Genomic DNA, 23,795 nt, shown 5'->3' on the forward strand with positions numbered 1-23,795 from the left:
CCGTTATTATGATTTCATTTAAATTCAATGAGTTAATAATAACAGTGTGGAGTAAGCGTCAAATTCCTGTCGACTCAGTCTGGCGCTGCAGGCCATATTTCCGTAGCTTCTCCACCAGTGTGGTGCGGCGCATGTGAAGCCGCTTGGCGGCATGGGCGACCACACCTTCCGACTCATCCAGTGCCTGCTGAATCAGGCTCTGCTCCAGGGTGCTCAGGTGCGCCTTCAGGTCGATGCCCTCATTAGGCAGGCGCGGGGCATGCACCACAGTATCCGGCTCACTCCCTCTGATCGCCACTTCCGGCAACTGCACAGTATCCACCAGGTTGCCGACCGGACGGAATTTGTCGGGCAGATCAGCCACGTCAACCACGCCATAGGGGTAGAGGATCGCCAGCCGCTCGATCAGGTTGGCTAGCTCCCGCACGTTGCCGGGCCAACGGTAGTGACTCAGCGCCGCGACTGCAGCGGGGGTCAGCCGCACCGAGCCCCGCTTCTCGTTCTCAATGCGGCGTATCAAGTCGGTAACCAGCACCGGGATATCCTCGACGCGCGCGCGCAGTGGCGGCATTTCGATCGGAAAGACATTCAACCGATAGTAGAGATCTTCTCTGAAGCTATTGTCTTCAATCGCCTTTTCCAGGTTCCGATGGGTCGCGGCGAGGATCCGAACGTTGCTCTTGATCGGTTTGTTACTGCCGACCCGCTCGAAGCTACGCTCCTGCAGAACCCGCAACAGCTTGACCTGCATCGGCATGCTCATGTCACCGATCTCATCAAGAAACAGGGTGCCCCCCTCTGCCATCTCAAACCGACCCTGGCGGCTGCTGATGGCGCCGGTAAAGGCCCCTTTCTCATGGCCAAACAGCTCACTCTCGAGCAGGTCAGCAGGGATTGCGCCGCAGTTGACTGGCACAAAGGGTTTGCCGCGCCGCTTGGAGTGGAAGTGGAGCTTGCGCGCCACCACCTCCTTGCCAGTGCCCGATTCGCCCAGGATCAGCACGGTGGCCTCGGAGTCCGCCACCTGATCGATCATCTTGTTGATCTGGTGCGTCGCCCGGCTGCTACCGGAGAGACAACGGAACAGTTCCACCGAACGGGCGGTGACATGGTCGCCATTTCTTCGACTCTCCTGAAACACCTGGGCCTTGTGGATCAGCGCCATCAACTCGTCATAGTGGGTGGGAATCTGTAGTTGACCGATAACGTTTTCACAACCCTCAGTACTAGTCGGGTTCTCCTCACCAAAAATCTGAAATACCGGCAGATCCGGCATCTGCTTCTCCAGCGCCTCGATCATCTCCCGCCCTTCACCCTGGCAGTAATGAGGGCTGACCAGTACCGCTGAACAGGCCTCTTTCTCCGCCTCCACATGGTTTTTGATGTCTTGATAGGATTTCACCCGGTGAAGACGGGCATCCAGAAATGAGAGAATATGCTCCAGGTACTCTCGACGAGCCTCATCATCATCTATCAGATAGGCACACAATTTGGGAAACGCCTGCCCTGCTCGTTTTGCCGACTGCCCCATTGTGTCTGAACTCCTTCTTTCTTTGCCCCGTGGAGAGGGGAGGTGCTGCCTAGTAAAGCAGTAATATTAAGCCATGTCAAAATAACGTCATACATATATTTTTTGGCATGAACAACCGCTAACTATCTGTCACAGTTGATAATTATTATTACCTGGCAGTCACATGGAGCACATGTAGAGCCGGCTTCAGCCGATTTATCCGGCTGAAGGCGAAGCTGCAATACAGGGCAAAGAATCAGTTAATAATGTGACAAAACAGACCAGATTTAGTGGGGGGTTTGCAACAATAGCCTGGCTATCGAATCGTCATATTGACTGAACTCTTTCCTGAGGCCTTTTCCCTTCTCCAGATCGATGGGAGAAAAGCGACTTCAGCGCTTGACATCACCTGCTACTACTCGAAGATAGGAGGTCGAGGAATTATGTAAGGAAACCTCCGTTTGGACGATCTATCCACAGGATTGCTATTTGGCACCCTCGCTCTGTTGATTGCGCTCTCCGCCTTCTTCTCCGGCTCCGAAACTGCGCTGATGTCGCTCAACCGCTATCGCCTGCGACACCTCAAAGAAAAGGGCCACAAGGGTGCTGAAAAGGCTTCCCTGTTGCTCTCCCGCCCCGACCGACTGATCGGGCTGATCCTGCTGGGCAACAACTTCGTCAATATCTTGGCATCCTCGATCTCGACCCTGCTGGCGATCCGTCTCGGCGGCAACACCGCCATCGCCATCTCCACCGGCCTGCTCACCCTGGTGATCCTGATCTTCGCCGAAGTGACCCCGAAAACCCTCGCTGCGCTGCATCCGGAGCGGGTCGCTTTCCCTGCCGCGCACATCTACAAACCCCTACTGAGACTACTCTACCCGCTAGTCTGGATAGTCAACTGGATGGGTAACAACCTGCTCAGGCTATTGGGGGTGGATTATGCGCATCGCAGTCGTGACGCCCTCAGTCAGGAGGAGTTGCGTATTGTTCTGAACGAGGCGGGGGCACTGATTCCTGAACTCCATCAACGCATGCTGATCAGTATCCTCGACCTGGAGAAGGCCCAGATCGAGGACATCATGGTACCACGCAACGAAGTCACGCTAATCGACCTGAAAGACCCGCTGGATGAGATTATCGAGCAGATCCAGGAAGTCCACTACTCATTGGTGCCACTGGTTGACGGCGGCATCGACGAAGTGGTCGGCATGCTGCCGCTACGCGGCGCAGCGCGCCTGCTGGCCAATGGTGGGCTGCACAAAGAGTCCCTGCGGGAGATCGCGCAAACCCCCTACTACATCCCGGAAGGCACCCCGCTCAACCAGCAGCTACTCAATTTTCAGCGCTTCAAACGACGCACCGGCCTGGTGGTGGACGAATATGGCGACCTGCTCGGTCTGGTGACCCTGGTTGATCTGCTGGAGGAAATTGTCGGCGAATTCACCACCGATCCTCTCGACAGCCTGCCTAATGTGCACCCTCAAGAGGATGGCAGTTTTCTGGTAGAGGGCAGTGCCAGTGTGCGCGACCTGAAACGCAAAATGGATTGGCCGCTGCCAACCGATGGTCCAAAGACCCTCAACGGCCTGATCCTGGAGTATATGGAGACCATCCCGGAACCTGGTACCAGCCTGCGCCTGGCGGGCCTCCCAATCGAGATCATGCAAACCTCCGGCCACACGGTAAAGATGGTGCGCATCCGAACTGACCTGAAAAACAGTGAAACTGAATCCAAAAAGGGCTCTAACTAGTTGATCACCCACTTATTATGTATATATCATCTGCATCTAAAGCTAGCGCCAAATCATTTTTCGTGGAGGAGCCAGCATTGATAGAGCGCCACCACTCGTATGCCTTGAATAGGTCTGATCATTTGATTCGGCTCTTTAGGGGGCCTCTGAACGAATCATGAATGACAGCCTTGCGATCCAAATTTCCCGCTGCTGCGTTGGAAATCTTGGCAATAGACCAGCTATTACTTGCAATTTTCTCCTTGCAGCGGAGAATTTACCCTCACAACTCTGCTCGCCAAAATTCATTCAGAGGCTCCCTAGCAAGCAGCAAGAACAACTGATCTCACGGACCCGGCCATGCCAAAGCTGACACTCTCATTCAAAGGCCGCCTGATCGATGTGTATCACCTCAAGCCGGGTGAGACCCTCATCGGTCGCAATCCCAGCTGCGACATCTGCATCGATAGCCTGGCAATTGCGCCGCTGCACGCCAAAATCGTGTTGGACGATCAACAATGCCGCATCGAGGTACTCGACGAAGAGTACCCCCTGTCGCTCAACTACAACTCCATCGAGCGCAGTGAACTGACCCATGGCGATTTGATGGAGATCGGCAAACACACCCTTGCCTATGCAGAAGACGCCATCGAACCTTCCGGCGACATCAACATACCGGTGGGGAGTAACGAACAGGCAGAGAGTGGGCCGGAGGGGACCAACATCGATGAATCACGCCGCAAGGGGATCCTGCAGATACTTAGTGGCACTCATCTGGGACGCATCATCCCGCTCAACCGCAATCTCACCCGCATCGGCCGCGCCGGCACCGACTGCGCTATGATCTCGCTGCGGAACGATGGTTACTACATCTCCTATCTGGAGGGCCCCAACCCGCCACAGGTCAACGATCACCCCATCGGCAGCGAGAGTTTTCTACTAAAAGAGGGGGATATGATCGAGGTCGGCGAGACCAAGATGCAGTTTCACTTCTAAAGCCAAGAGCCACCCGCCATGCCAGAGCACGAACGTCGGCAGTTTCATCGAATCCTGTTCGATATCCCCGCGACCTTGAACGTCGAAGATCATACAACCGAGGTCCGACTGATCGATATCTCCCTGAAGGGGGCGCTGGTGCAGATCGAGACAGACTGGCAACCAACCACGAAGCCGCTTGAACTACAGATCAGACTCGATGACGAGGAGGCTCAAATCAAGATGCAGTGCCACGCCGTCCACCAGGAGGCGCAACGACTCGGCCTGCAGTGTATCGAGATCGACCTCGACAGCATCACCCACCTGCGGCGTCTGGTTGAACTCAACAGCACAGACCCAGCCCTGCTGGAGCGGGAGCTGGAAGATCTGTTGCGATAATGCTCCATTATATCGCGTCAAGCACCTCGGCAAGCCGTTCCACCGCCACCACCCGAACCCCCTCCGGTGCCCGCTTGGGCGCGTTCGCCTTGGGTAAGATGGCGAGCTTAAAACCATGTTTGGCCGCCTCGCGCAGACGATCCTGACCATTCGGCACTGGGCGGATCTCACCGGTCAGCCCCACCTCACCAAACGCCACCAACCCCTCCGGCAGCGGCCGATCGCGGAAGCTGGAGAGCACTGCCAGCAGCACCGCCAGATCGGCGGCAGTCTCGGTGATGCGCACACCGCCCACCACGTTGACATAGACATCTTGATCGAACATGCCGATGCCGCAGTGACGATGCAGCACCGCCAGTAACATCGACAGCCGGTTCTGCTCCAGCCCCAGGGTGACACGACGTGGATTGGCCAGCGGACTCTCATCCACCAGCGCCTGGGCTTCCACCAGCAGCGGCCGGGTGCCTTCCCGAGTCACCAGGATCACACTGCCTGGCACCGACTGGCTGTGGCGGGATAGGAAGATCGCTGAAGGGTTGCTAACCTCCTTCAAGCCCTTCTCGGTCATGGCGAAGACGCCCAGTTCATTGACCGCGCCAAAACGGTTTTTGATCGCCCGAATCAGACGGAACTGGCTGCCCACCTCGCCCTCGAAGTAGAGCACCGTATCAACCATGTGCTCCAACACCCGTGGCCCCGCCAGGCTCCCCTCCTTGGTCACATGACCGACCAAAAACACCGCGGTACCGCTACGCTTAGCAAACTGCACCAGCTGCGCGGTGGACTCACGCACCTGAGAAACCGAGCCCGGCGCCGACTGCAGCAGCTCGGTATACATGGTCTGGATCGAATCGACCACCATCACCGCCGGATGCTCTCGCTCGGCAGTGGCAATGATGCGCTCGATGGCAGTCTCTGGTAGCAACTGCAGCTGCTCCACCTGCAGCCCGAGGCGCTGGGCGCGCAACGCGATCTGTCGCGGCGACTCCTCACCGGAGACGTAGAGGGTCGGAATCTCACGAGCAAGCTGGGCCAGGGTCTGAATCAACAAGGTCGACTTGCCGATGCCGGGGTCACCGCCGAGCAACACCACCGAGCCATCCACCAGACCGCCGCCCAGCACCCGGTCGAGCTCGCCGCTGCCACAACTGCGGCGCGCCTCCGATGCGGTCTCCACCGAGGCCAACGGAAACACCTTAGTCTGGCTCGCACCGGCGTAGCCGGCATAGCGGCCCGCCCCACCACGGCTACCCGTAACCGTCTCCTCCAGGGTATTCCACGCCTTGCAGTCGGGACACTGGCCGGCCCACTTGGGAGAGGTGGCACCGCAGGCCGAGCAACTGTAGACCGATTTGGAAGATTTTCGACTACCCTGCGCCATCCCTGCCCTCCTCCGAATTGACTTCGACAAACCCGACCCGCCCGGTGATACCACACAGCAGTTCATAAGGGATAGTGCCAGCCCGTCTGGCGATCTCCTCCACCGGCAGTCCCGGCCCCCACAGCAGCGCCGGTTCGCCCGGTTGCAGATCGGGCAGCTCACGGGCATCGACGCAGATCATATCCATCGAGACCCGCCCCACCAGCGGCAGGCGCCGGCCACGCAACAGTACCGGTGTGCCGCCCGGGACATGGCGCGGATAACCGTCACCGTAACCGACGCCGATCACCGCCACCGGCATCGGTTCGGGACAGCGGTAGCTGCCGCCGTAGCCGACCGCTTCACCCGTCTCATAGCGATTCACGGCGATCACCGGAGCGCTGAAGCGCATCACCGGTTTCAGGCCCAGCGGCTCACCACTGCCCTCGCTGAAGGGTGAGACCCCGTAGAGCATGATGCCGGGCCGGACCCAGTCACGCTGACACTCAGGAAAGGCCAACAGTCCGGCAGAGTTGGCGATGGAGAGCTGCGCAAAGGGGGTGGTATCGATAGCGTCGAAGCGTACACACTGGTCCTGGTTGGCAGGATCCTGCGGGGCATCAGCGTTGGCCAGATGGGTCATCAGATGCAACACTCCCAGCGCTGGCGTCTGTTGCAGCCGCTGCGCCACTGCTGCCACCGCCTCCGGCCGGAAACCAAGCCGGTGCATGCCGCTATCCACCTTGAGCCAGACCTCGATCGGGTGAGCCAGTAGGGTCTGCTCCAACAGCTCCAGCTGCTGGGTCTGGTGCACCGTCACTGCAACCTGGTGGGCCGCTGCTGCGCGCAGAGCCTCGGCATCAAACACCCCCTCCAATACCAGCAGCGGCTTGTCGATACCGGCGGCGCGCAGCCGCACCGCCTCGTCGATACGCGCCACCGCAAAGCCGTCCGCATCTGTCAGTGCCTGCGCCACCCGCTCCATGCCGTGACCGTAGCCGTTGGCCTTGATCACCGCCCAGATGCGACTTGTTGGAGCAGCCTGGCGCACTCGGCGCAGATTGTGGTGCAGAGCCGCCCGGTCAATGAGTGCCTGGGGGGCAAAACTCATCAATAGCTCTCGTCGCCGTAGGGGTCTGCAATATAGTTTTCGAACTTGGTGTACTTGCCAAGGAAGGTGAGACGCACGGTGCCGATGGGACCATTACGCTGCTTGCCGATGATGATCTCGGCGATACCTTTGGTGGGACTATCCTCGTTGTATACCTCGTCGCGGTAGATGAAGACGATCAGGTCTGCATCCTGCTCGATGGCGCCAGACTCACGCAGATCAGACATCACCGGGCGTTTATTGGGGCGCTGCTCCAGGCTGCGGTTGAGCTGGGAGAGGGCGATCACCGGTACATTGAGCTCCTTCGCCAGCGCCTTCAACGAGCGCGAGATCAGCGAGATCTCGGTGGTGCGGTTCTCGTTGCTGCCATTCACCTGCATCAGCTGCAGATAGTCGAGCACGATCAACCCCAGGTCGGGGTTTTCTCGCTTCAGGCGCCGCGCCCGGGCGCGTACCTCGGTGGGAGTCAGGGCCGGGGTGTCGTCGATGAAGAGCTTGGTCTCCGCCAACATGCTCACCGCCGAGGTGAGGCGCGGCCACTCATCATCCTCCAACTTGCCGGTACGCACCCGCATCTGGTCGATACGCCCCAGCGACGACATCATGCGCATCGCCAGCGAGTCGCCCGGCATCTCCATACTGAACACCGCCACCGGCTTGCCAGCCTTGATCGCCACACTCTCGGCGATGTTCATGGCGAAAGTGGTCTTGCCCATGGAGGGACGCCCGGCGACGATGATCAGATCCGCTGGCTGCAACCCCGAGGTCATCTCATCGAAGTCGCTGAAGCCGGTGGACTCGCCGGTGATCGGCTCATCCTGCTGGAACAGGGTCTCGATGCGATCCACCGCCTTAGTCAGCAGGCCCTTGATCGGCGTAAAGCCACCACCGCCACGGGTACGCTGGTCGGCAATCTCGAACACCTTGCGCTCGGCATGGTCGAGCAGTTCATTCGCATCGCGACCCTCAGGATGGAAGGCGATGTCGGAGATCTCGGTACCCACCGAGATCAGCTGACGCATCACCGCATACTCGCGCACGATGCCAGCGTAGGATTTGATGTTGGCGGCGCTTGGTGTCTCTTCCGCCAGAGTCACCAGATAGGGCAGGCCACCCGCCTCCTCCAGGTCACCGCGCCGTTCCAGGACCTCCGCCAGAGTCACCACATCAAAAGGCTGGCTCTGATCTGCCAGTGCGCTGAGCGCATCGAAGATCAGGCGGTGCTCCTTGCGGTAAAAATCCTCCGACACCAGCTGGTCGGCGATGCGGTCCCAGGTGGAGTTATCGAGCATCAGCCCGCCCAGCACCGACTGTTCGCCCTGAATCGAGTGGGGCGGAACCCTCAGATTTTCGGCGCGATCCGAAAAATAGTCTTGTATATCAGCAGGATAGGATTGTTCTGACATGATGACATCTAGCAAGCGGACGACATCAAGGTGACGCCGCCCAAAGTGCTAAGGATACGTGCTCCGCCAGCTTCAGGAAAGCGGCAGGGACAGTGTCTGGCAGTTGCGCTGGGAAGTAAAAACCGGAACGATAGCTAAACCGGGGCGCACCGTAGCGGAGGGAGGAGTGGTAGATTCAACTTATGCTGGCGCACAAACGCCAGCACCCCGGCAGGCACACTGGCCGACCGGGGCGCGGGTCACAACCGTCACTGCGGAGGTTTACGCTTCCGGGACGATCTGCAGCTTGAGGCTGGCGTTGACGTCGGTGTGCAGGTGCAGTTCCACCTCGTAATCACCCGCAACGCGGAACGGGCCGTTAGGCAGACGCACCTCTTGCTTCTCCAGCTCGCCACCCGCCTCGTTCACCGCCTTGGCGATATCGATGGTGCCGACGGAGCCAAACAGACGTCCCTCGTCACCCGCCTTGCAGCTAATGGAAATCTCGAGGCCCTCAAGCTTCTCCTTGCGTGCCTCGGCAGCAGCCAGCTTATCGGCTGCCCCTTTCTCCAACTCGGCACGACGCGCTTCGAACTCGGCCAGGTTGGCGGCAGTAGCCGGTATGGCACGGCCGGAGGGAATCAGGTAGTTACGGCCATAACCGCTCTTTACCTTTACTTTTTCACCCAGGTCACCCAGGTTATCGACTTTCTGCAACAGAATAATATCCATTGTATTCACCTTAAAGGTCTAATCACCTTCGCGTCCGCCTATATCACTCGATTTAAAGCGGGCGCGAAAATTTATCCAGATGTCCGTCAGACCGATGGCGGAGAGCACCACCACCATCTGCGGCATCAATATAATCAGTAACAGATAGAGACCGACCAGCCAGCCCGATCCGGCATTCCTCTTAGCCACAAGGCTGTGACTCATCGCCAGCCCCTGCAGAAACAGCAACACCAGCAACAGCACACCGAGGTCGCGGAGCAGACCAGCGTCCAGTAGTGTTGGCATCAACACTACCGCTAGCGCAAGCCCCCCTACAACACCAAACATCCGATGCAGCCGAAAGGTATGAAACTCCTTCCGAAAGCCACCCGGATTGTAGAGCGCTGCCTGCCAGCTACGAGCCAGAAAGAGCCCGGCTACCAGCTGCAGAAACAACCCGGCTGCAAACAGCCCCGCCATCCAGCCGGCAATAGTCTGCACCAGTTGCAGCCCCTGCTCAGCCGTGAGCAGACCGCTCTGCTCAAACTGCTCTGCCAGCGGCCTCAGCTCCTCGAGCCAGACGCTGGCCGGATCCCCCATCAGCAGGTACTGACCAAGAATCGCCAACAGCCCCAGCCCAAAAGCTGCCTGGACCGTCAGATCCAGAGAGCGGCTGGTTCGCAGCAGCATCGCCAGCAGCCAAAGCGGCAACAGCTGGATCAGCAGAATCCCCAGCGCGGGGAGCGGGTTGCCCAAGATCAGGAGCATCATCACACCCACTGCCAGGGTGGAAAGTCCAGAAACCTTGAGCCCTGCCCTTGATCCCTGCCGCAGGGTAATCAATCCCACTGCCGCAGCACTCAGGATACCGAACAGCGGAAGACTCAGTGAGAGCATCGCACTCACGGTGATCACCATCACCGCTGGTGAAATACCCCGCATCACCAGGGATGCCAGCCCCTTCATGGCGCTATCCGGTCGACCTATCTATTACTCTTAGTGGCTATCGCTGTAGGGCAGCAGTGCCAGGTAGCGGGCCCGCTTGATCGCGGTGGCCAGCTGCCGCTGGTACTTGGCCTTGGTGCCGGTGATACGGCTCGGCACGATCTTGCCACTCTCGCTTACATAGGCCTTCAACAGGTTGAGGTCCTTGTAGTCGATATCAGTGATACCTTCAGCCGTGAAACGGCAATACTTTTTACGACGAAAAAAACGCGCCATGATCTAGTCCTCTGTTCCTGCTTGCTCAGCCGCTGCCGCAGGCTCACTCGGAGCCGTCTCAGCCTCAGCTACCGCCGCCTCAGCCTCAGGTGCCGCCTGCTCCTCTACCTTGGCAGGGCGGCGGTCGGAGTCGCTCCGACGCTCACGGCGATCATCGTCCTCATCCTGACCCTTGGCCAGCTGCGAGGTCTCAGTGATAGCCTCGTCGCGGCGAATGATCAGATTGCGGATCACCGCATCGTTGAAACGGAATGCGTTCTCTAGCTCGCCCAGGGCCTCGCCATCGCACTCGATGTTCATCAGCACGTAGTGAGCCTTGTGGATCTTGTTAATCGGATAAGCCAGCTGGCGCCGCCCCCAATCCTCCAAACGGTGGATGGTGCCGCTTTTCGACTCGATGGTTGAGCGGTAGCGCTCGATCATCGCAGGGACTTGCTCGCTCTGGTCCGGATGGACCATGAACACGACTTCATAATGCCTCATTGTCTCTCCTTTCGGATTAGGCAGCCTCCCGCACAAGGCGGTGAAGCAAGGAGTGGCGTCCGCAGGACGGACACCGGAAAAACCGCGCATCTTACACTTGCCGGCCCTCTATCGCAAATAGGCCTCCGCATCGGTTACCAAAACGATTCGAGTCTATCCTGGCGCAGCTCACACGCCTCTGAGATACGCCGCTCTCGCTCATCCTGTTGTAGAAAGCTGACACCACCACAGGATCTGGCCGTATCGAGCCCAAGTCGCTGTCGCAGCTCCGCTGGCAGCCACTGCAGGCGATAAGTCTGCAGCGCCAGGCTGGCCGCATCCGCACCCTTCAAATCCACCACAGACGCCACCGCCTCTTGATACCGTTGCCGAAAAAGGCTATCGCTATACCAAAACGCCAACGCCGGTCGAACAAAATAGGCGAGTCCTGAGGGATCGATAATGCGGTCATCCGGGCGCAGCACCTCTTTGAGCAACCGCAGACTCGCGACCTGCCGCTCCATTGGCACCTGCCGAAGGCCCCAGAACGTTGCAAAATAGGGGCCCGCGCCCAGGGCCACCAGCAGCAGCGACAACACCATCGTCTGCTGCCAGGCAACCAGCCCGGTCCGCTCCACAACCGCCTCCAGCCCAGCTGCCGCCAGCAGGGCGGCAAATGGCAGCAGCGGCACCACCATATAGGCCAGGGATGGGGGTGGACAAATGGAAACAGCCCCCCAACCAAGACAAAGCCCGCCGCCCAGCGCAGCCAGCGCTCCCGGCGCATCAGCAGCGCACCGATGGAGGCGGGCAACACCAGCCACCACCAGGGACCATCCAGGACCAGACGCCGCAGCATCGACTCCCAAGGCCAGACCTTCTGCGCCTCCAGCGAGAGTAAGATGAACCCTGAATAGAATCCGATCAACTCCCCGCTGCGCCCGGACAATAGCGAGTACCCGGCCCAGAGCAACGCTGGCAACAGCAGTGCCAGATGATAAGGCAGCAGGCTCCCAGGACGCAGACCCCGATCCAACTGCAGACGCAGCAGCCCGAATAGGTAGAGCCAACCGGCAAAGTAGACGCCTTTCAGATGGTGGATGGCGAGCCAGCCGATGCACAGCCCCAACAGGATCAATCCGGCACGAGAGCGCTCCTGCAACGCGACAAAACCGAGCAACCAGCCCAGTAGAACGGCAAGATCGTAGCGGAATTCATAACCGTGGCTGAGGAAACCCCCATTGGCGAAGAGTAACAACACAGCGAACAGCGTAGTACGCCCCTTCAGACCCAATCGCCACACCAGCAGCAACAACACCAGAAGCAGCGACAACACCGCTGCCAGTCGCAGAGTGACAAACAGCCTTCCCGGATCCTCGATCAGGGTCGCCAGCCATCCCAACACAAGACTGAACGGCATATAGAAGAAGGGTTGGGCAGGAACCTCATTGAACGACAACCAGCCGGCGTGTAGGGCAAGGCTCTCATCGAAGTTCAGACGCCGCGTCAGCGCGAACAGGAGGAAATTAACCAGCAGCAGCGCCGCCAGGACCAGCAATACCCCCAGCGCCCAGCGCTCGGGATTTGTATCGGGTCGCCCTCTGCTTATCGCCCCACCCTCTTGTGCAGATGGCTAGCTGCGCTGACGCAACGCCTCATAGAGGGTAATGCCGGTGGCGACGGAGACATTCAGGCTCTCTACCGCACCGAGCATCGGCAACTTAATCAGGCTGTCGCACTGCTCGCGGGTGAGGCGGCGCAGGCCCTTGCCCTCGCTGCCCATGACGATCGCCAACGGGCCTTTCAGGTCGGCCTGGTAGAGTTCTGACTCAGCCTCGCCGGCGGTGCCGATCAGCCAGACCCCCTGCTGCTGCAGCCATTTGAGAGTACGGGAGAGATTGGTGACCTGGATGAAGGGGACAGTCTCGGCGGCACCGCTGGCAACCTTGCAGGCCACCGGGGTGAGCCCCACCGACTTATCCCGCGGCGCGATCACCGCCTGCACTCCAGCCGCATCAGCGGTACGCAGGCAGGCCCCTAGGTTGTGCGGATCCTGCACCCCGTCGAGCACCAGCAAGAATGGAGGCAGATCGAGCCCGGCCAATAGTTGCTTGAGAAAAGCCTCGTCCATTACCGCCGGGGCGCGAGTGTAGGCCGCCACCCCCTGGTGGTTGCCGCCCTGGGCAAGCCGGTCGAGCTCTTCGCCCTCTACTTGGCGGGGCTTGAGCCCGGCCTGGCGGGCGAGATTCAACACCTCTTTGATACGGGCGTCGCGACGCCGCGACTCGAGCAGGATCTCGGTCACCGCATCGCCATGCTTGAGCGCGGTGCGCACCGCATGCAGGCCGATGATCAGTTGGGTTTCGGACATTGCCGCCGCTTACCCCTCTTTGCGTGGGCGCCTGCGGCGACGACGCTTCTTCTTCGCCGGCTTGGCCTCTTCCGCCGCCTGTGGCTGCGACTCTGACTCAGCCGCCGGAGCCGCCTTATCAGCGTCCTTACTTTTGCCGCGCTTGCGACTCTTTCGCTTCCTCTTCGGCGCGCCAGGCTTATCAGACCCACCCCGGGACTCCAACACAAAATCGATCTTGCGGTCGTCCAGATTGACCGCGGCCACCTGGATGCGCATCGGATCACCGAGCCGAATCACTGTGCCGGTACGCTCGCCGGTGAGGCGGTGGCCGATGGGGTCGAAGTGGTAGAAGTCGTTATCCAGGGCAGTGATATGCACCAGACCATCGATATGGACCTCCTTCAGCTCGACAAACACACCGAAGGAGTTGACCGAGGTGACTATACCGTCAAAGCACTCGCCCACCTTATCCTGCATATATTCGCATTTGAGCCAATCGTAGGCGTCACGGGTTGCCTCGTCGGCGCGCCGCTCGGTGGTCGAGCAGTGTTCGGCAATACCCTTCAACTCTGGCAGGGCGTAGTCAAACTCATCGACTTTGCCGCCCAGGGAAAGATGCTTCAGCGCCCGATGCACCAGCAGATCGGGATAGCGGCGGATCGGCGAGGTAAAATGAGTATAGGCGGGATAAGAGAGGCCGAAGTGACCGGCATTGTCGCAGGAGTAAATCGCCTGGGCCATGGAACGCAGCAGCACTGTCTGGATCAGGTGCGCATCCTCCCGACCACGTACGTTCTCCAGCAGGGTCGCGTAGTCCTTAGCGGTGGGTTTGCTGCCGCCGGGCAGGCTCAGCGCCAGCTCGCCGAGAAACTCGCGCAGGTCACTCAGCTTCTCCTCCGGCGGTACCTCGTGGACCCGATAGATCGCCGGCAGTTTCTTGCGCAGCAGCAACCGCGCCGCTGCCACATTGGCAGCCAGCATGCACTCCTCGATAATGCGGTGGGCGTCGTTGCGGATCACCGGCACGATGCGCTCCACCCGCTTCTGCGCGTTGAATTCAATCCTGGTCTCGGTGGTGTCGAACTCGATCGCGCCACGCTCGGCACGGCTCGCATGCAGCACCTGAAACAGCTGGTAGAGCTCTTGGATATGCGGCAACACATCGGCGTACTGCTCACAGAGCGCGCCGTCGCCGTCGAGCATCGCCGCCACCTTGTCGTAGGTGAGGCGGGCATGGGAGTGCATCACCGCGGGGAAAAAACGCGAGCGAATAATCTTGCCGCTGCGATCGATATAGAGCTCGCAGGCCATGCAGAGCCGGTCGACCCGGGGGTTAAGCGAGCAGAGGCCGTTGGAGAGGATCTCCGGCAACATCGGCACCACTCGGTCGGGGAAGTAGACCGAATTACCGCGCTTGCGCCCCTCCACGTCGAGTGGGGTATCGATCGCTACATAGTGGGAAACATCGGCGATGCAGACTAGCAGCCTCCACCCCTTGGGCTTGGCCTCGCAGTAGACCGCATCGTCGAAATCCCGCGCGTCGGCACCGTCGATGGTGACTAGCGGCAATTGACGCAGATCGACCCGGTCCGCCTTGTCGGCTTCCGCCACCTGCTCGCTGAGACCGGCGATCTGCTGCTCCACCGATTCCGGCCAGGCCACCGGGATCTCATGGCTACGAATCGCGATATCGGTCTCCATGCCCGGCCCCATGTGGTCGCCCACCACCTCGGTGATACGACCGATCGGTGGGGTGCGGCGGGTCGGCTGATCGAGGATCTCCACCACCACCATCTGCCCCTGTTTGGCCTCGCCGATCTCGCTGCGCGGGATCACGATATCCTTGCTCAGGCGCTTGTTGTCGGGGGCGACGATACCGACGCCGGCCTCACAGTGGAGCCGGCCCACCACCGAATGGGTGCTACGTTCCAGCACCTCCACCACCGCACCCTCGGTGCGGCCGCGGCGATCGACACCGATCACCCGCACCACCGCACGATCGCCGTGGAACAGAGTGCGCATCTCCTTGAAGGAGAGATAGAGATCCTCGCCACCCTCGTCGGGCTTGAGGAAACCGAAACCATCTGGGTGGCCGATTACCCGTCCGGCGATCAGATCGCGTTTGTTAACCACGCAATATTGGTCGCGGCGGTTACACAGCAGCTGGCCATCGCGCAACATCGCCTTCAGCCGCCGCCGTAGGGCCTCGACCTGACCCTCGTCGGTCAGCTCCAGCACCCCGGCGATCTCCAGATGCTCCATCGGCGCCCCCTGCTCGTTCAGCGTCTCGATGATGAACTCTCGGCTGGGGATCGGGTTTTCGTACTTGCGCGCCTCGCGTGCCTGATTGGGGTCTTGCGTGCGGGAGGTGGTTTTGGATCTGCGTTTCGCCACGGTTACTGGGCTCTTGAATTTATAATAAAGATTAATTTTAACAGGTATCAAGGAGTTAACCTAAGTGTAATATCAATGGATTGAGAGTACCGACCACGCCAGCACCAGAACTACCCCCTGCATAACCCCAACAAACAGCCTGCCATGACCACCCTCTTCTACATCCACGACCCGATGTGCTCCTGGTGCTGGGCATTCGCTCCGGTACTCGACAAACTACAACGACAGCTGCCAGCCGAGATCCGGTTTATCCGGCTGCTGGGCGGTCTGGCCCCCGACAACCCTGCCCCGATGGCAGCAGAGATGCGCGAGCAGCTGCAGGCGACCTGGCGGCGTATCGAGCAGAAGTTGCCGGAGATCCGCTTCAACTTTGACTTCTGGAGCCGTTGTGAGCCACGCCGCTCCACCTACCCGGCCTGCCGTGCAGTGATCGCCGCCCGAAGTCTGAATGATTCAAAAGAACAGGCGATGATCCGCACGATCCAACAGGCCTACTATCAGCAGGCAAGAAACCCTTCGGACGCAGCCACCCTGATTGAACTGGCCGGAGAGATTGGCCTTGACCCTGCCCGCTTCAAAGTCGCCCTCAACGACTCCGCCATCAACACCATCCTCAAGCAGGAGATAACCCAAGCCCTGGCGATGCACGCCACCAGCTTCCCCGCCCTGGTGCTGGAGCTGGACGGAGGCTTCTGGCCGGTACCGGTGGACTACCACTCGGCGGAGCCAATACTTGAAACCATCACAATGATCTGCAGTGAATGATTGACTCATCAACAAAACAGGACAAAACTCCCCCGCCATGCTCGATCAAGACACACTCAACCGTTACCGCCAGGACATCATATTCGATGCGGAGCTATGCGGACACCGCTTCACCTTCCACACCACCTGGGGCATCTTCTCGCCGCGGGAGATCGACGAGGGCACGCGACTGCTGCTCGATCATCTCGAGATTGCAGCCGACGACGACTGCCTCGATATCGGCTGTGGCTATGGTCCGATCGGCCTCACCCTGGGGGCGCTGGCGCCAGCGGGCCAGACCCTGATGGTGGACAAGGACTTCATGGCGGTGGAGTACGCCAACGCCAATGCCGCCCGCAACCGGATCGGCAACGCCCGGGCCCAGCTGAGCAACGGCTTCGCCCATATCGATCCGGCACTGCGCTTCGACCTGATCGCCTCCAACATCCCCGCCAAGGTGGGCAAGGAGATGCTGAGTCTGATACTGCATGACGCCTGGGCACGACTGAACCCCGGCGGACGACTCTATCTGGTCACCATCAACGGCCTGCGCCAATACATGAAACGCAACCTGAATGAGGTCTTCGGCAACTACAAGAAGCTGAAACAGGGCAAGAGCTACACCGTGGCGCTGGCACACAAAGAGTAATCATGAGCGATCAACCCGATAGAGCTGAGTTGACCGCCAGCAGGCGCTGCCTACACGATCACCTGGCCGATACTATCGTCACCCGCTGGGCATGCGGTAGAACGGCTCAGTCAGCAGCAGCTAGCCGGTTCAACACATGCGACGCAGCCACTAAACCGAAGCTAGCAGTGACCGTCATCGCCGAGCCAAAACCTCCGCAATTGAGGCTGGAACCCCCCGCCCCCGGCTTGCTGGCACAGACCCCACCACTGCCATCTGGGTAGCACTGCGGCTCGTCGGAGTAGACCGCCGCCACACCGAAACGCCGCTTGGTATTTGACGAAAAACCATACTCCCTGCGCAGCAGTTTACGGGTCTTGGCAAGCAGCGGATCCTGCTCGGTGCGACTCAGATCGACTAGGCGGATGCGGGTCGGGTCGACCTGGCCTCCAGCACCGCCCACCGTAACCAGCGGCACTTTTTTTCGTCGGCAGACAGCGATTAGCGCCGCTTTGGTGCGGAAGTTGTCGATGCAGTCGACCACATAGTCGAAGCCGGCATCGCTCACCAACTGCAGATTCTCCGCCTCGACAAACACCTCCACCGCTTCAACCCGGCAGGCAGGGTTAATCCCCAACATCCGCTCACGCATCACCGCCACCTTGGCGCGGCCGTAGTTGCCGTCTAGAGCCGGCAACTGCCGGTTGGTGTTGGACTCCGCCACATGGTCAAGATCGAACAGAGTAATCGCACCCACTGCACTGCGCACCAGGGCCTCTGCCACCCAGGAACCAACCCCACCGATGCCGATCACACAGATGCGGGAATCAACAAAACGCGCCAGTCCGGCTTCGCCATAGAGTCGCGCAATACCGCCAAAACGACGCTGGAAATCACTGTCAGTCACAAGATTATCGGAAGCCCTTAAATGCAGTCGGCTCGATCTGCCAGGAACAAATCAGCAGCGATCGGAAGGAAGAAAAAAGTGCCGGCAATGATTGCCGACACTGTCGGAGAATATCGCCTACTTCTTTGACTTGTCGCTCTTTTTCTTGCCATCTTTGCTCGTCTTGGCTTTGCCAGATGTAGACGGATGCTTGGCCTTGCTAGCCTTTTCCCCGCTGGAACTGCTACCAGTGACCTTTTTTGATTTTCCAGGCTTGGCGCGACAATAGGCATCTACTTTTTTACCGCTTTTGGTTTTGTAACTCTTGACCCAGCTGCAGGCGGCATTCGCCGAGCATTTGGACTGACTCAGCCCCTTACAGCTTGAGGCCATTGCTGCTGAATGGAATAACGCCAGCGCCACTACCAGAGTGGCAACAGCAAAACCTTTCAGATGTGAGCTCATCTTTTTCATCCTTATTTTCCTTTTGGTTAGTCCATAAACATCATTCACCATCACTCACGCGACAACCATTCTATTGCATCAGGGGGATGGTGAATGCTCTTCTCGAGCCGGTAACATATATTTACAGAGAACGAATGAAAAGATGTGCTGCGCATCGCGCCTGCCTGGAGGTATAACGCATGTTTTCCACACTGATCGCGCTCTCCCTGCTGATCATGTTGGGCTTAGGGGTAGCCGCCCTGTTCCTGGCTGGCAGCTCTACAAAGTCATCATCCATGGAGGATCCGGCCCGGCCGGAGGAGGATGAATGAGCATTCAAGAAGATTGAGAAATATCAATGACGACACTCCACCCCCCATGGTCGAATGGCCCCAAGCTGGTTGAGGGGAATTGAAGCAGTATCACCTCGGCCAGCTTATCTCCTCCATCCTCCTTTGGTATAAACCGCTTCGACAGACCTTGTCGAAGCGGATTTTTTTTGCCTTTCTCCCAATCCTGATCTGGCTAAATGCGTCCTCGCACCGCCCTCAGACGAAATACCCGAACTGGTCGGATGACTCCGGTTAGTCCAACTCCATCGATTCGTTCCGCTCACGCAGGTGATGCTCATACAGAGCCAGATAGGTCTTGCGCAGGAGCTGCTGATAGGAGGATCGCGGTGGCGTCAGCCGCTCGACCATCCTCTGAAAGTAACTCAGCTGCTCCTGGGGTGGAATATGATACGAATAGCTGAACATAATCTTGCCCTCCTCTGACTTTAAATCTAGAGCCATCGACAAGATCACTACAGGTGACTACACGCAGAGTTTTGTAGGAACTATCTGAATAATCGATCAGAAACAGCGACAGTCTTACAGGTCGACCTGTCGCCCAAACATCACCACCCGCCGACGGACCCGCTCAGCAAGATCACTCTCCACCTGATCCCAGCTAAAACGCCAGTTCCAATTGCCCTCGGTGGTGCCCGGGGTATTCATGCGGCATTCCGAGCCCAGCCCCAGCAGGTCCTGCATCGGCACCACCGCCAGGCTGGCGCAGGAGATAAATGCACAGCGGATCAAAGGCCAGGGCATCGCCTCTCTCGAGCGCCCCATGTATTCATCGATATATTCACGCAAGCCATCATCCAGACTGCGATACCATCCCAGGGTGGTGTCATTATCGTGGGTACCAGTGTAGACCACCGAATCGACCGTATGGTTGAATGGCAGGTAGGGGTTATCCGCATCCCCAGAGAAGGCAAACTGCAGAATCTTCATGCCCGGCAGATGGTAGTGACGCCGTAGGGCATCCACCTCGGGGGTGATGATGCCAAGATCCTCCGCCACCAACTCAAGATCCGGAAACGCCCTGTAGAGGGCGGCAAACAGCCTCTCCCCAGGCGCCTGGACCCAGCGCCCGTTGACCGCCGTCTGCTCCACTGCCGGGATCTCCCAGTAGGCCTCAAAACCACGAAAATGGTCGATGCGCACCAGATCGAAGAGCATCATCTGGGTTCGCATCCGCTCGATCCAGAAGGCAAACCCGTCAGCCTCCAGCATATCCCAGCGGTAGAGCGGATTGCCCCAGCGCTGGCCTGTCTCGGAGAAATAGTCCGGCGGCACCCCGGCAACCACTCGCAGTTGACCGTCCGGCAGCAGATCGAAGAGGGAACGGTGGGTCCAGACCTCGGCGCTGTCATGGGCGACAAAGATCGGCACATCGCCAAACAATTTTACACCACGCTCATTGGCGTACCGCTTGAGCCGCCCCCACTGGCTGAAAAAGAGATACTGCTCGAAGCGGATAAAGCTGATCTGATCGGCCAGCCGAGCACGGGCTTGGGCCAATGCCAACGGATCCCGGTCGCGCAGGGGCGGCAACCACTCCCACCAGGCGCCGCCCTGCTCGGCACGCAGCGCCTGAAACAGGGCATAGTCATCCAGCCAACCGCTCTGTTCAGCGAGGAACTGCTCAAGTTCCGAACGTGCCTCGTCGCTGGCTCGCTCCTTAAACCCCTCCCAGCCCAGACTGAGGGCAAATGAGCGTCCTTTATCAGAGAGGACCCCCTCCTCCAATGGCAGCTCATCGAGCCAGCCCGCCTGTAGAACCGGCTCCAGGCTGATCAGTCGCGGATTGCCCGCATGCATCGAGATACCCTGGTAAGGGGAGCCGTCCCCGTGAGTCGGGTTGACCGGCAACATCTGCCAGACGCTAACTCCGGCGGCGGCGAGAAAATCAACAAAATTGTAGGCATTGCTGCCCAGCGCACCCACACAGGCCGGTCCCGGCAGCGAGGTGATATGCAGCAGAACTCCGGCGCGACGGCGCCCCAGGATAGGGTCAGCAACTCTGCGCCCGAGGAGTTCTATTTCATCTATCGGCAAATCCATGCTAAATCCAGGTTGGGTTCAGTCACTGCCGAAGGCAGGGCGGGCACAACATAACGCTATCAATCACTCTTTTTCATCACCCCGCCCAGCGCCGGATCACCGCTGCCAGAGGCAAACACCTGGGAGAGATAATCAGGCTCCGCTTCACCCAGCAGCTCATAGAGGTGGGCGAGCTGACGCCTAAAGAGCTTCTCAAAATCGCTCACGGTATCGCCCGGGTTGTAGTCACCAAACCACCAGAACCAGTCCGATCCCTCGCAGATCGCCAACTGTCGCTCCAGCTCCGCCAGCTCATCCTGCGTGAAACTGCCTGCTGTGATCACCCGATCGTAGGCACGCTTGGCGTCCGCCAGCATCTCCCAGGCGCGGTTTTTATCCTTATCACCAATCCAGGTGGAGAAGGTGCCGTAGACCCAACTCCCCGCCACCAGGCTGGAGAGCCGCGGAGAGGCATCTCGATGTTCGCTCAAATAGTCCGAAAAGGTGGTCATTCTCAAACGCGGATGCGCTGCCAAACGCTCGTAGAGGGTGGCAAGGAAGTAGCTGCCGTTGCTGGGATAATATTCCCAAGCATTCTCCCCGTCCATGATGATCGAGACCAGCGCCGAGGGATTCCCCCGGCAGGAGTCGGCAATATTTTCCAGGTGGCCAATCAGATCCCCCACCGCATCATCGGCATGCCAGTCACCATAGGTAAACCCGATCAGGTCGGAGAGTCCGTCGTCACGAAAAAACAGATTCACCGAACCATCGTGAATCCGGTAGGCGGAGTGGACCCAGTTATCCGGCAGCTGATCACCCTTACCGGCAGCGCAGAGGCTATTGTGCAACACCTGCTGGCCGGTGGCCGCCCAGCGAAACCCCTCTTCTTCCAAAAGCTTCAAGGTCGGCTCGCTCACCGCCCCCTCGGATGGCCAGCAACCGTTTGGACGAAAACCGAAGTGAGATTCAAATACCTCGATCCCCTTGCGGATATGCCAGCGGGCACGGGCCTCACCTCCAGGATAGTCCGCCAACTGCGGCATTTCCACCTTCGGCAGAGCCTCCTTGGCAGAGTCCATCTCCACCAGCAGCGGCATGATCGGATGGGCATAAGGGGTGACCGAGAGCTCAACCCGCCCCGACTTGGCAAGCTTGCGGTAGCGTTCGGCGATTCCGCCCAGCACCTCGCTGATCAGTTCCACCAGTGCGCGCCGGTCGGCCACACTGTAACCTTGCCCCTTGGCCTGCAGCGAACGCACCCGAATATCGTGGACCCGCAGACACTCACCGATCCAGGCCAGATGGTACCAGATCAGCAGATCGGCCAGAAACTGGTCGTTGAGGTAGCTAACGTACTGATCATCCTCAAGCATCCGGCGTGCCAGTTCAGCGAGCCGTTCGAACGGCTTGTGGCGTTTGATGAGGTGCCTCTCATTGGCCCGCAGGCAGGCGGAGATCAGCTCTGTGCGCGACTCCAGATCGAGCGGCAGGCCGGGGCCGGCCAGCGCCGCCAGTAGCGGATCGCGGATCAGGGTGCCCTTTTCGAGCCAGTCACGGGTCTGCCCGGCATAGTCGTCGATCTGCTCCAGCAGCACCGGCGCAAAGTTGACCACCGCCCGGGCATCCGGATTGTACTCCAGATGCGCCGCCATGTCGGAGTAGTCTTTGATGCCATGCAGATAGACCCAGGGCAGATGGTAGTCGCTTTGCTCCGGCCCTTTGTAGTAGGGCTGGTGCATGTGCCAACAGAGAACAACATTGAGGCGTTCTCTCTCAGCGGACATAGCGCAGAACCTGCCCAAGCATATCCGGCGTTACCAGCACCACCCCACCTTCGGAGACGTAAAAACGCTCGGCATCCGCGACCGGATCTTCACCGATGATGGTACCTTCGGGAATCTCGCAGCCCCGGTCGATAACCGCATTGCGGATGCGGCAGTTACGCCCGATATTGACGTCGGGCAGGATCACCGACTTCTCCACCTCGGTGAAGGAGTTGATTCGAACATTGGAGAACAGCAGAGAGTTCTTCACCTGAGAACCGGAGATGACACACCCGCCAGAGACCAGAGAGTCCACTGCCATGCCGCGGCGCTCCTCGTCATCGAAGACAAACTTGGCCGGTGGCAGCTGTTCCTGATAGGTCCAGATCGGCCAAGTATGATCATAGAGGTTCAGCGGCGGCGTCACCCCGGTCAGCTCCAGATTTGACGCCCAGAAGGAGTCGATGGTGCCCACATCGCGCCAGTAGCCCTGCTCTCCGCTCTCCACATCGCGGAACGGATAGGCGCGGATGCGGTACTCTTTGATCACCTTGGGGATGATGTCCTTGCCAAAATCCCGCGAGGAACCCGCGGTGTCAGCATCCTTGATCAGCTGTTCGTAGAGGAATTTGGTGTTGAAGACGTAGATGCCCATGGAGGCCAGCGCCGTACTGTCACGCCCGGGCATTGGCTTGGGATGTTCCGGCTTCTCCTGAAACTCGAGGATGCGGCTCTCCGCATCCACCGCCATCACGCCGAACGCCTTGGCCGTCTCCAGATCGACCTCGATACAGCCGACGGTCAAATCCGCACCCGACTCCACATGCTCGGCAATCATCGCACCATAGTCCATCTTATAGATGTGATCGCCGGCCAGGATTAGTACGTAATCGGGGTTGTGTGAGCGCAGGATATCGAGATTCTGATAAACCGCGTCAGCAGTCCCCTCATACCAGTTGTTCTCGATCCGCTGCTGCGCCGGCAGCAGCTCCACATACTCGCCGAACTCGCCACGCAGAAACCCCCAGCCACGCTGGACGTGCAAAATCAGTGAATGCGCCTTGTATTGGGTCAGCACACAAATTTGGCGAATACCGGAGTTGATACAGTTGGAGAGCGGGAAGTCGATGATGCGAAATTTGCCACCGAAGGGGACAGCAGGTTTGGAACGCCATTTCGTCAGATGCTTAAGCCTGGAACCGCGCCCTCCGGCAAGGATCAGGGCGAGGGTGTTGCGCGTCAGGCGACTAACAAAACGTGGATTCTGGTCGGACATTAGACTTCCCTCCATGACCGGGTACTCTGCACAGCGAAATATCAACAAGGCGTCGTATTGGCATG

At 59.2% G+C, this 23,795-nt stretch carries 24 protein-coding genes; 6 read left to right on the forward strand and 18 right to left on the reverse strand.

Annotated features, from left to right (window positions below; translation table 11 throughout):
- Window positions 1-58 precede the first annotated feature (58 nt).
- On the reverse strand, window positions 59-1,531 hold the full coding sequence (locus L0Y14_RS11035) for a sigma-54 dependent transcriptional regulator (RefSeq protein WP_005964996.1): 1,473 nt from the start codon (window positions 1,529-1,531) through the stop codon (window positions 59-61).
- Between the two features lie 440 nt (window positions 1,532-1,971).
- Here L0Y14_RS11035 and L0Y14_RS11040 point away from each other — a divergent pair, with 440 nt between their 5' ends.
- The 3 genes from L0Y14_RS11040 (at window position 1,972) to L0Y14_RS11050 (ending at window position 4,617) form a co-directional block, all read left to right on the forward strand.
- Entirely contained in the window at window positions 1,972-3,264 is a 1,293-nt protein-coding gene (locus L0Y14_RS11040; RefSeq protein ID WP_005964992.1) for an HlyC/CorC family transporter, read from the forward strand.
- A 339-nt stretch (window positions 3,265-3,603) separates the two neighbouring features.
- The gene (locus tag L0Y14_RS11045; RefSeq protein ID WP_005964989.1) at window positions 3,604-4,239 is read left to right on the forward strand and encodes an FHA domain-containing protein; all 636 of its coding nucleotides are present in this window, start codon (window positions 3,604-3,606) and stop codon (window positions 4,237-4,239) included.
- An 18-nt stretch (window positions 4,240-4,257) separates the two neighbouring features.
- The gene (locus L0Y14_RS11050) at window positions 4,258-4,617 is read left to right on the forward strand and encodes a PilZ domain-containing protein (protein WP_006473907.1); all 360 of its coding nucleotides are present in this window, start codon (window positions 4,258-4,260) and stop codon (window positions 4,615-4,617) included.
- A gap of 7 nt (window positions 4,618-4,624) precedes the next feature.
- Here L0Y14_RS11050 and radA read toward each other — a convergent pair whose 3' ends face one another.
- The 11 genes from radA to rnr all read right to left on the reverse strand — a co-directional run bounded on the left by radA (window position 4,625) and on the right by rnr (window position 15,614).
- On the reverse strand, window positions 4,625-5,998 hold the full coding sequence (radA, locus tag L0Y14_RS11055) for a DNA repair protein RadA (RefSeq protein ID WP_006473909.1): 1,374 nt from the start codon (window positions 5,996-5,998) through the stop codon (window positions 4,625-4,627).
- Window positions 5,985-7,088, reverse strand: a complete 1,104-nt coding sequence (alr, locus tag L0Y14_RS11060; RefSeq protein ID WP_006473911.1) for an alanine racemase — start codon at window positions 7,086-7,088, stop codon at window positions 5,985-5,987. The genes radA and alr overlap by 14 nt, the downstream gene beginning before the upstream one ends.
- Window positions 7,088-8,494: a replicative DNA helicase gene (gene dnaB, locus L0Y14_RS11065; protein WP_006473913.1), complete on the reverse strand. Its 1,407-nt coding sequence runs from the start codon at window positions 8,492-8,494 to the stop codon at window positions 7,088-7,090. Before dnaB ends, alr begins: the two co-directional genes overlap by 1 nt.
- Window positions 8,495-8,755: 261 nt before the next feature.
- Window positions 8,756-9,205 carry a 50S ribosomal protein L9 gene (rplI, locus tag L0Y14_RS11070; protein WP_006473914.1) on the reverse strand — a complete coding sequence of 150 codons (450 nt, stop codon included), beginning with the start codon at window positions 9,203-9,205 and terminating at the stop codon, window positions 8,756-8,758.
- 18 nt (window positions 9,206-9,223) lie between these two features.
- Window positions 9,224-10,150, reverse strand: coding sequence for a DUF2232 domain-containing protein (locus L0Y14_RS11075; RefSeq protein WP_005964970.1), 927 nt, complete (start codon window positions 10,148-10,150; stop codon window positions 9,224-9,226).
- Between the two features lie 30 nt (window positions 10,151-10,180).
- Entirely contained in the window at window positions 10,181-10,405 is a 225-nt protein-coding gene (rpsR, locus tag L0Y14_RS11080; RefSeq protein WP_005964967.1) for a 30S ribosomal protein S18, read from the reverse strand.
- 3 nt (window positions 10,406-10,408) lie between these two features.
- The gene (gene rpsF, locus L0Y14_RS11085; protein WP_040818751.1) at window positions 10,409-10,888 is read right to left on the reverse strand and encodes a 30S ribosomal protein S6; all 480 of its coding nucleotides are present in this window, start codon (window positions 10,886-10,888) and stop codon (window positions 10,409-10,411) included.
- Between the two features lie 134 nt (window positions 10,889-11,022).
- A complete protein-coding gene (locus L0Y14_RS11090; RefSeq protein WP_006473917.1) occupies window positions 11,023-11,226 on the reverse strand; it encodes a hypothetical protein in 204 nt (67 codons plus the stop codon).
- Window positions 11,217-12,425, reverse strand: coding sequence for a hypothetical protein (locus tag L0Y14_RS11095; RefSeq protein WP_006473918.1), 1,209 nt, complete (start codon window positions 12,423-12,425; stop codon window positions 11,217-11,219). The genes L0Y14_RS11090 and L0Y14_RS11095 overlap by 10 nt, the downstream gene beginning before the upstream one ends.
- A 75-nt stretch (window positions 12,426-12,500) precedes the next feature.
- Window positions 12,501-13,238, reverse strand: coding sequence for a 23S rRNA (guanosine(2251)-2'-O)-methyltransferase RlmB (gene rlmB, locus L0Y14_RS11100; RefSeq protein ID WP_005965360.1), 738 nt, complete (start codon window positions 13,236-13,238; stop codon window positions 12,501-12,503).
- A 9-nt stretch (window positions 13,239-13,247) separates the two neighbouring features.
- Window positions 13,248-15,614, reverse strand: a complete 2,367-nt coding sequence (gene rnr, locus L0Y14_RS11105; RefSeq protein WP_006473919.1) for a ribonuclease R — start codon at window positions 15,612-15,614, stop codon at window positions 13,248-13,250.
- A 144-nt stretch (window positions 15,615-15,758) separates the two neighbouring features.
- Here rnr and L0Y14_RS11110 point away from each other — a divergent pair, with 144 nt between their 5' ends.
- The gene (locus L0Y14_RS11110) at window positions 15,759-16,379 is read left to right on the forward strand and encodes a DsbA family protein (protein ID WP_005965366.1); all 621 of its coding nucleotides are present in this window, start codon (window positions 15,759-15,761) and stop codon (window positions 16,377-16,379) included.
- A gap of 37 nt (window positions 16,380-16,416) precedes the next feature.
- A complete protein-coding gene (locus L0Y14_RS11115; RefSeq protein ID WP_005965368.1) occupies window positions 16,417-17,007 on the forward strand; it encodes a class I SAM-dependent methyltransferase in 591 nt (196 codons plus the stop codon).
- A 106-nt stretch (window positions 17,008-17,113) separates the two neighbouring features.
- On the opposite strand, the gene tcdA is transcribed toward L0Y14_RS11115, so the two are convergent.
- The gene (gene tcdA, locus L0Y14_RS11120) at window positions 17,114-17,893 is read right to left on the reverse strand and encodes a tRNA cyclic N6-threonylcarbamoyladenosine(37) synthase TcdA (protein WP_005965370.1); all 780 of its coding nucleotides are present in this window, start codon (window positions 17,891-17,893) and stop codon (window positions 17,114-17,116) included.
- Between the two features lie 117 nt (window positions 17,894-18,010).
- Window positions 18,011-18,346, reverse strand: a complete 336-nt coding sequence (locus tag L0Y14_RS11125; protein WP_006473920.1) for a hypothetical protein — start codon at window positions 18,344-18,346, stop codon at window positions 18,011-18,013.
- Between the two features lie 170 nt (window positions 18,347-18,516).
- Here L0Y14_RS11125 and L0Y14_RS11130 point away from each other — a divergent pair, with 170 nt between their 5' ends.
- Window positions 18,517-18,648, forward strand: a complete 132-nt coding sequence (locus L0Y14_RS11130; protein ID WP_005965374.1) for a hypothetical protein — start codon at window positions 18,517-18,519, stop codon at window positions 18,646-18,648.
- 252 nt (window positions 18,649-18,900) lie between these two features.
- Here the strand turns inward: L0Y14_RS11130 and L0Y14_RS11135 are convergent, their stop codons facing one another.
- From L0Y14_RS11135 to glgC, 4 genes are all read right to left on the reverse strand, one after another.
- Entirely contained in the window at window positions 18,901-19,074 is a 174-nt protein-coding gene (locus L0Y14_RS11135; RefSeq protein WP_240991578.1) for a hypothetical protein, read from the reverse strand.
- A 114-nt stretch (window positions 19,075-19,188) separates the two neighbouring features.
- Window positions 19,189-20,709, reverse strand: a complete 1,521-nt coding sequence (gene malQ, locus L0Y14_RS11140; RefSeq protein WP_005965378.1) for a 4-alpha-glucanotransferase — start codon at window positions 20,707-20,709, stop codon at window positions 19,189-19,191.
- Between the two features lie 59 nt (window positions 20,710-20,768).
- Window positions 20,769-22,475, reverse strand: a complete 1,707-nt coding sequence (locus tag L0Y14_RS11145; RefSeq protein WP_006473922.1) for a glycoside hydrolase family 57 protein — start codon at window positions 22,473-22,475, stop codon at window positions 20,769-20,771.
- Complete coding sequence (glgC, locus tag L0Y14_RS11150; RefSeq protein ID WP_006473923.1) at window positions 22,465-23,730, reverse strand: glucose-1-phosphate adenylyltransferase; 1,266 nt, start codon at window positions 23,728-23,730, stop codon at window positions 22,465-22,467. The genes L0Y14_RS11145 and glgC overlap by 11 nt, the downstream gene beginning before the upstream one ends.
- Window positions 23,731-23,795: the final 65 nt, after the last annotated feature.

It is taken from the genome of Candidatus Endoriftia persephonae, from assembly GCF_023733635.1.
In the GTDB taxonomy this organism is placed as follows: Bacteria; Pseudomonadota; Gammaproteobacteria; order Chromatiales; family Chromatiaceae; genus Endoriftia; species Endoriftia persephonae.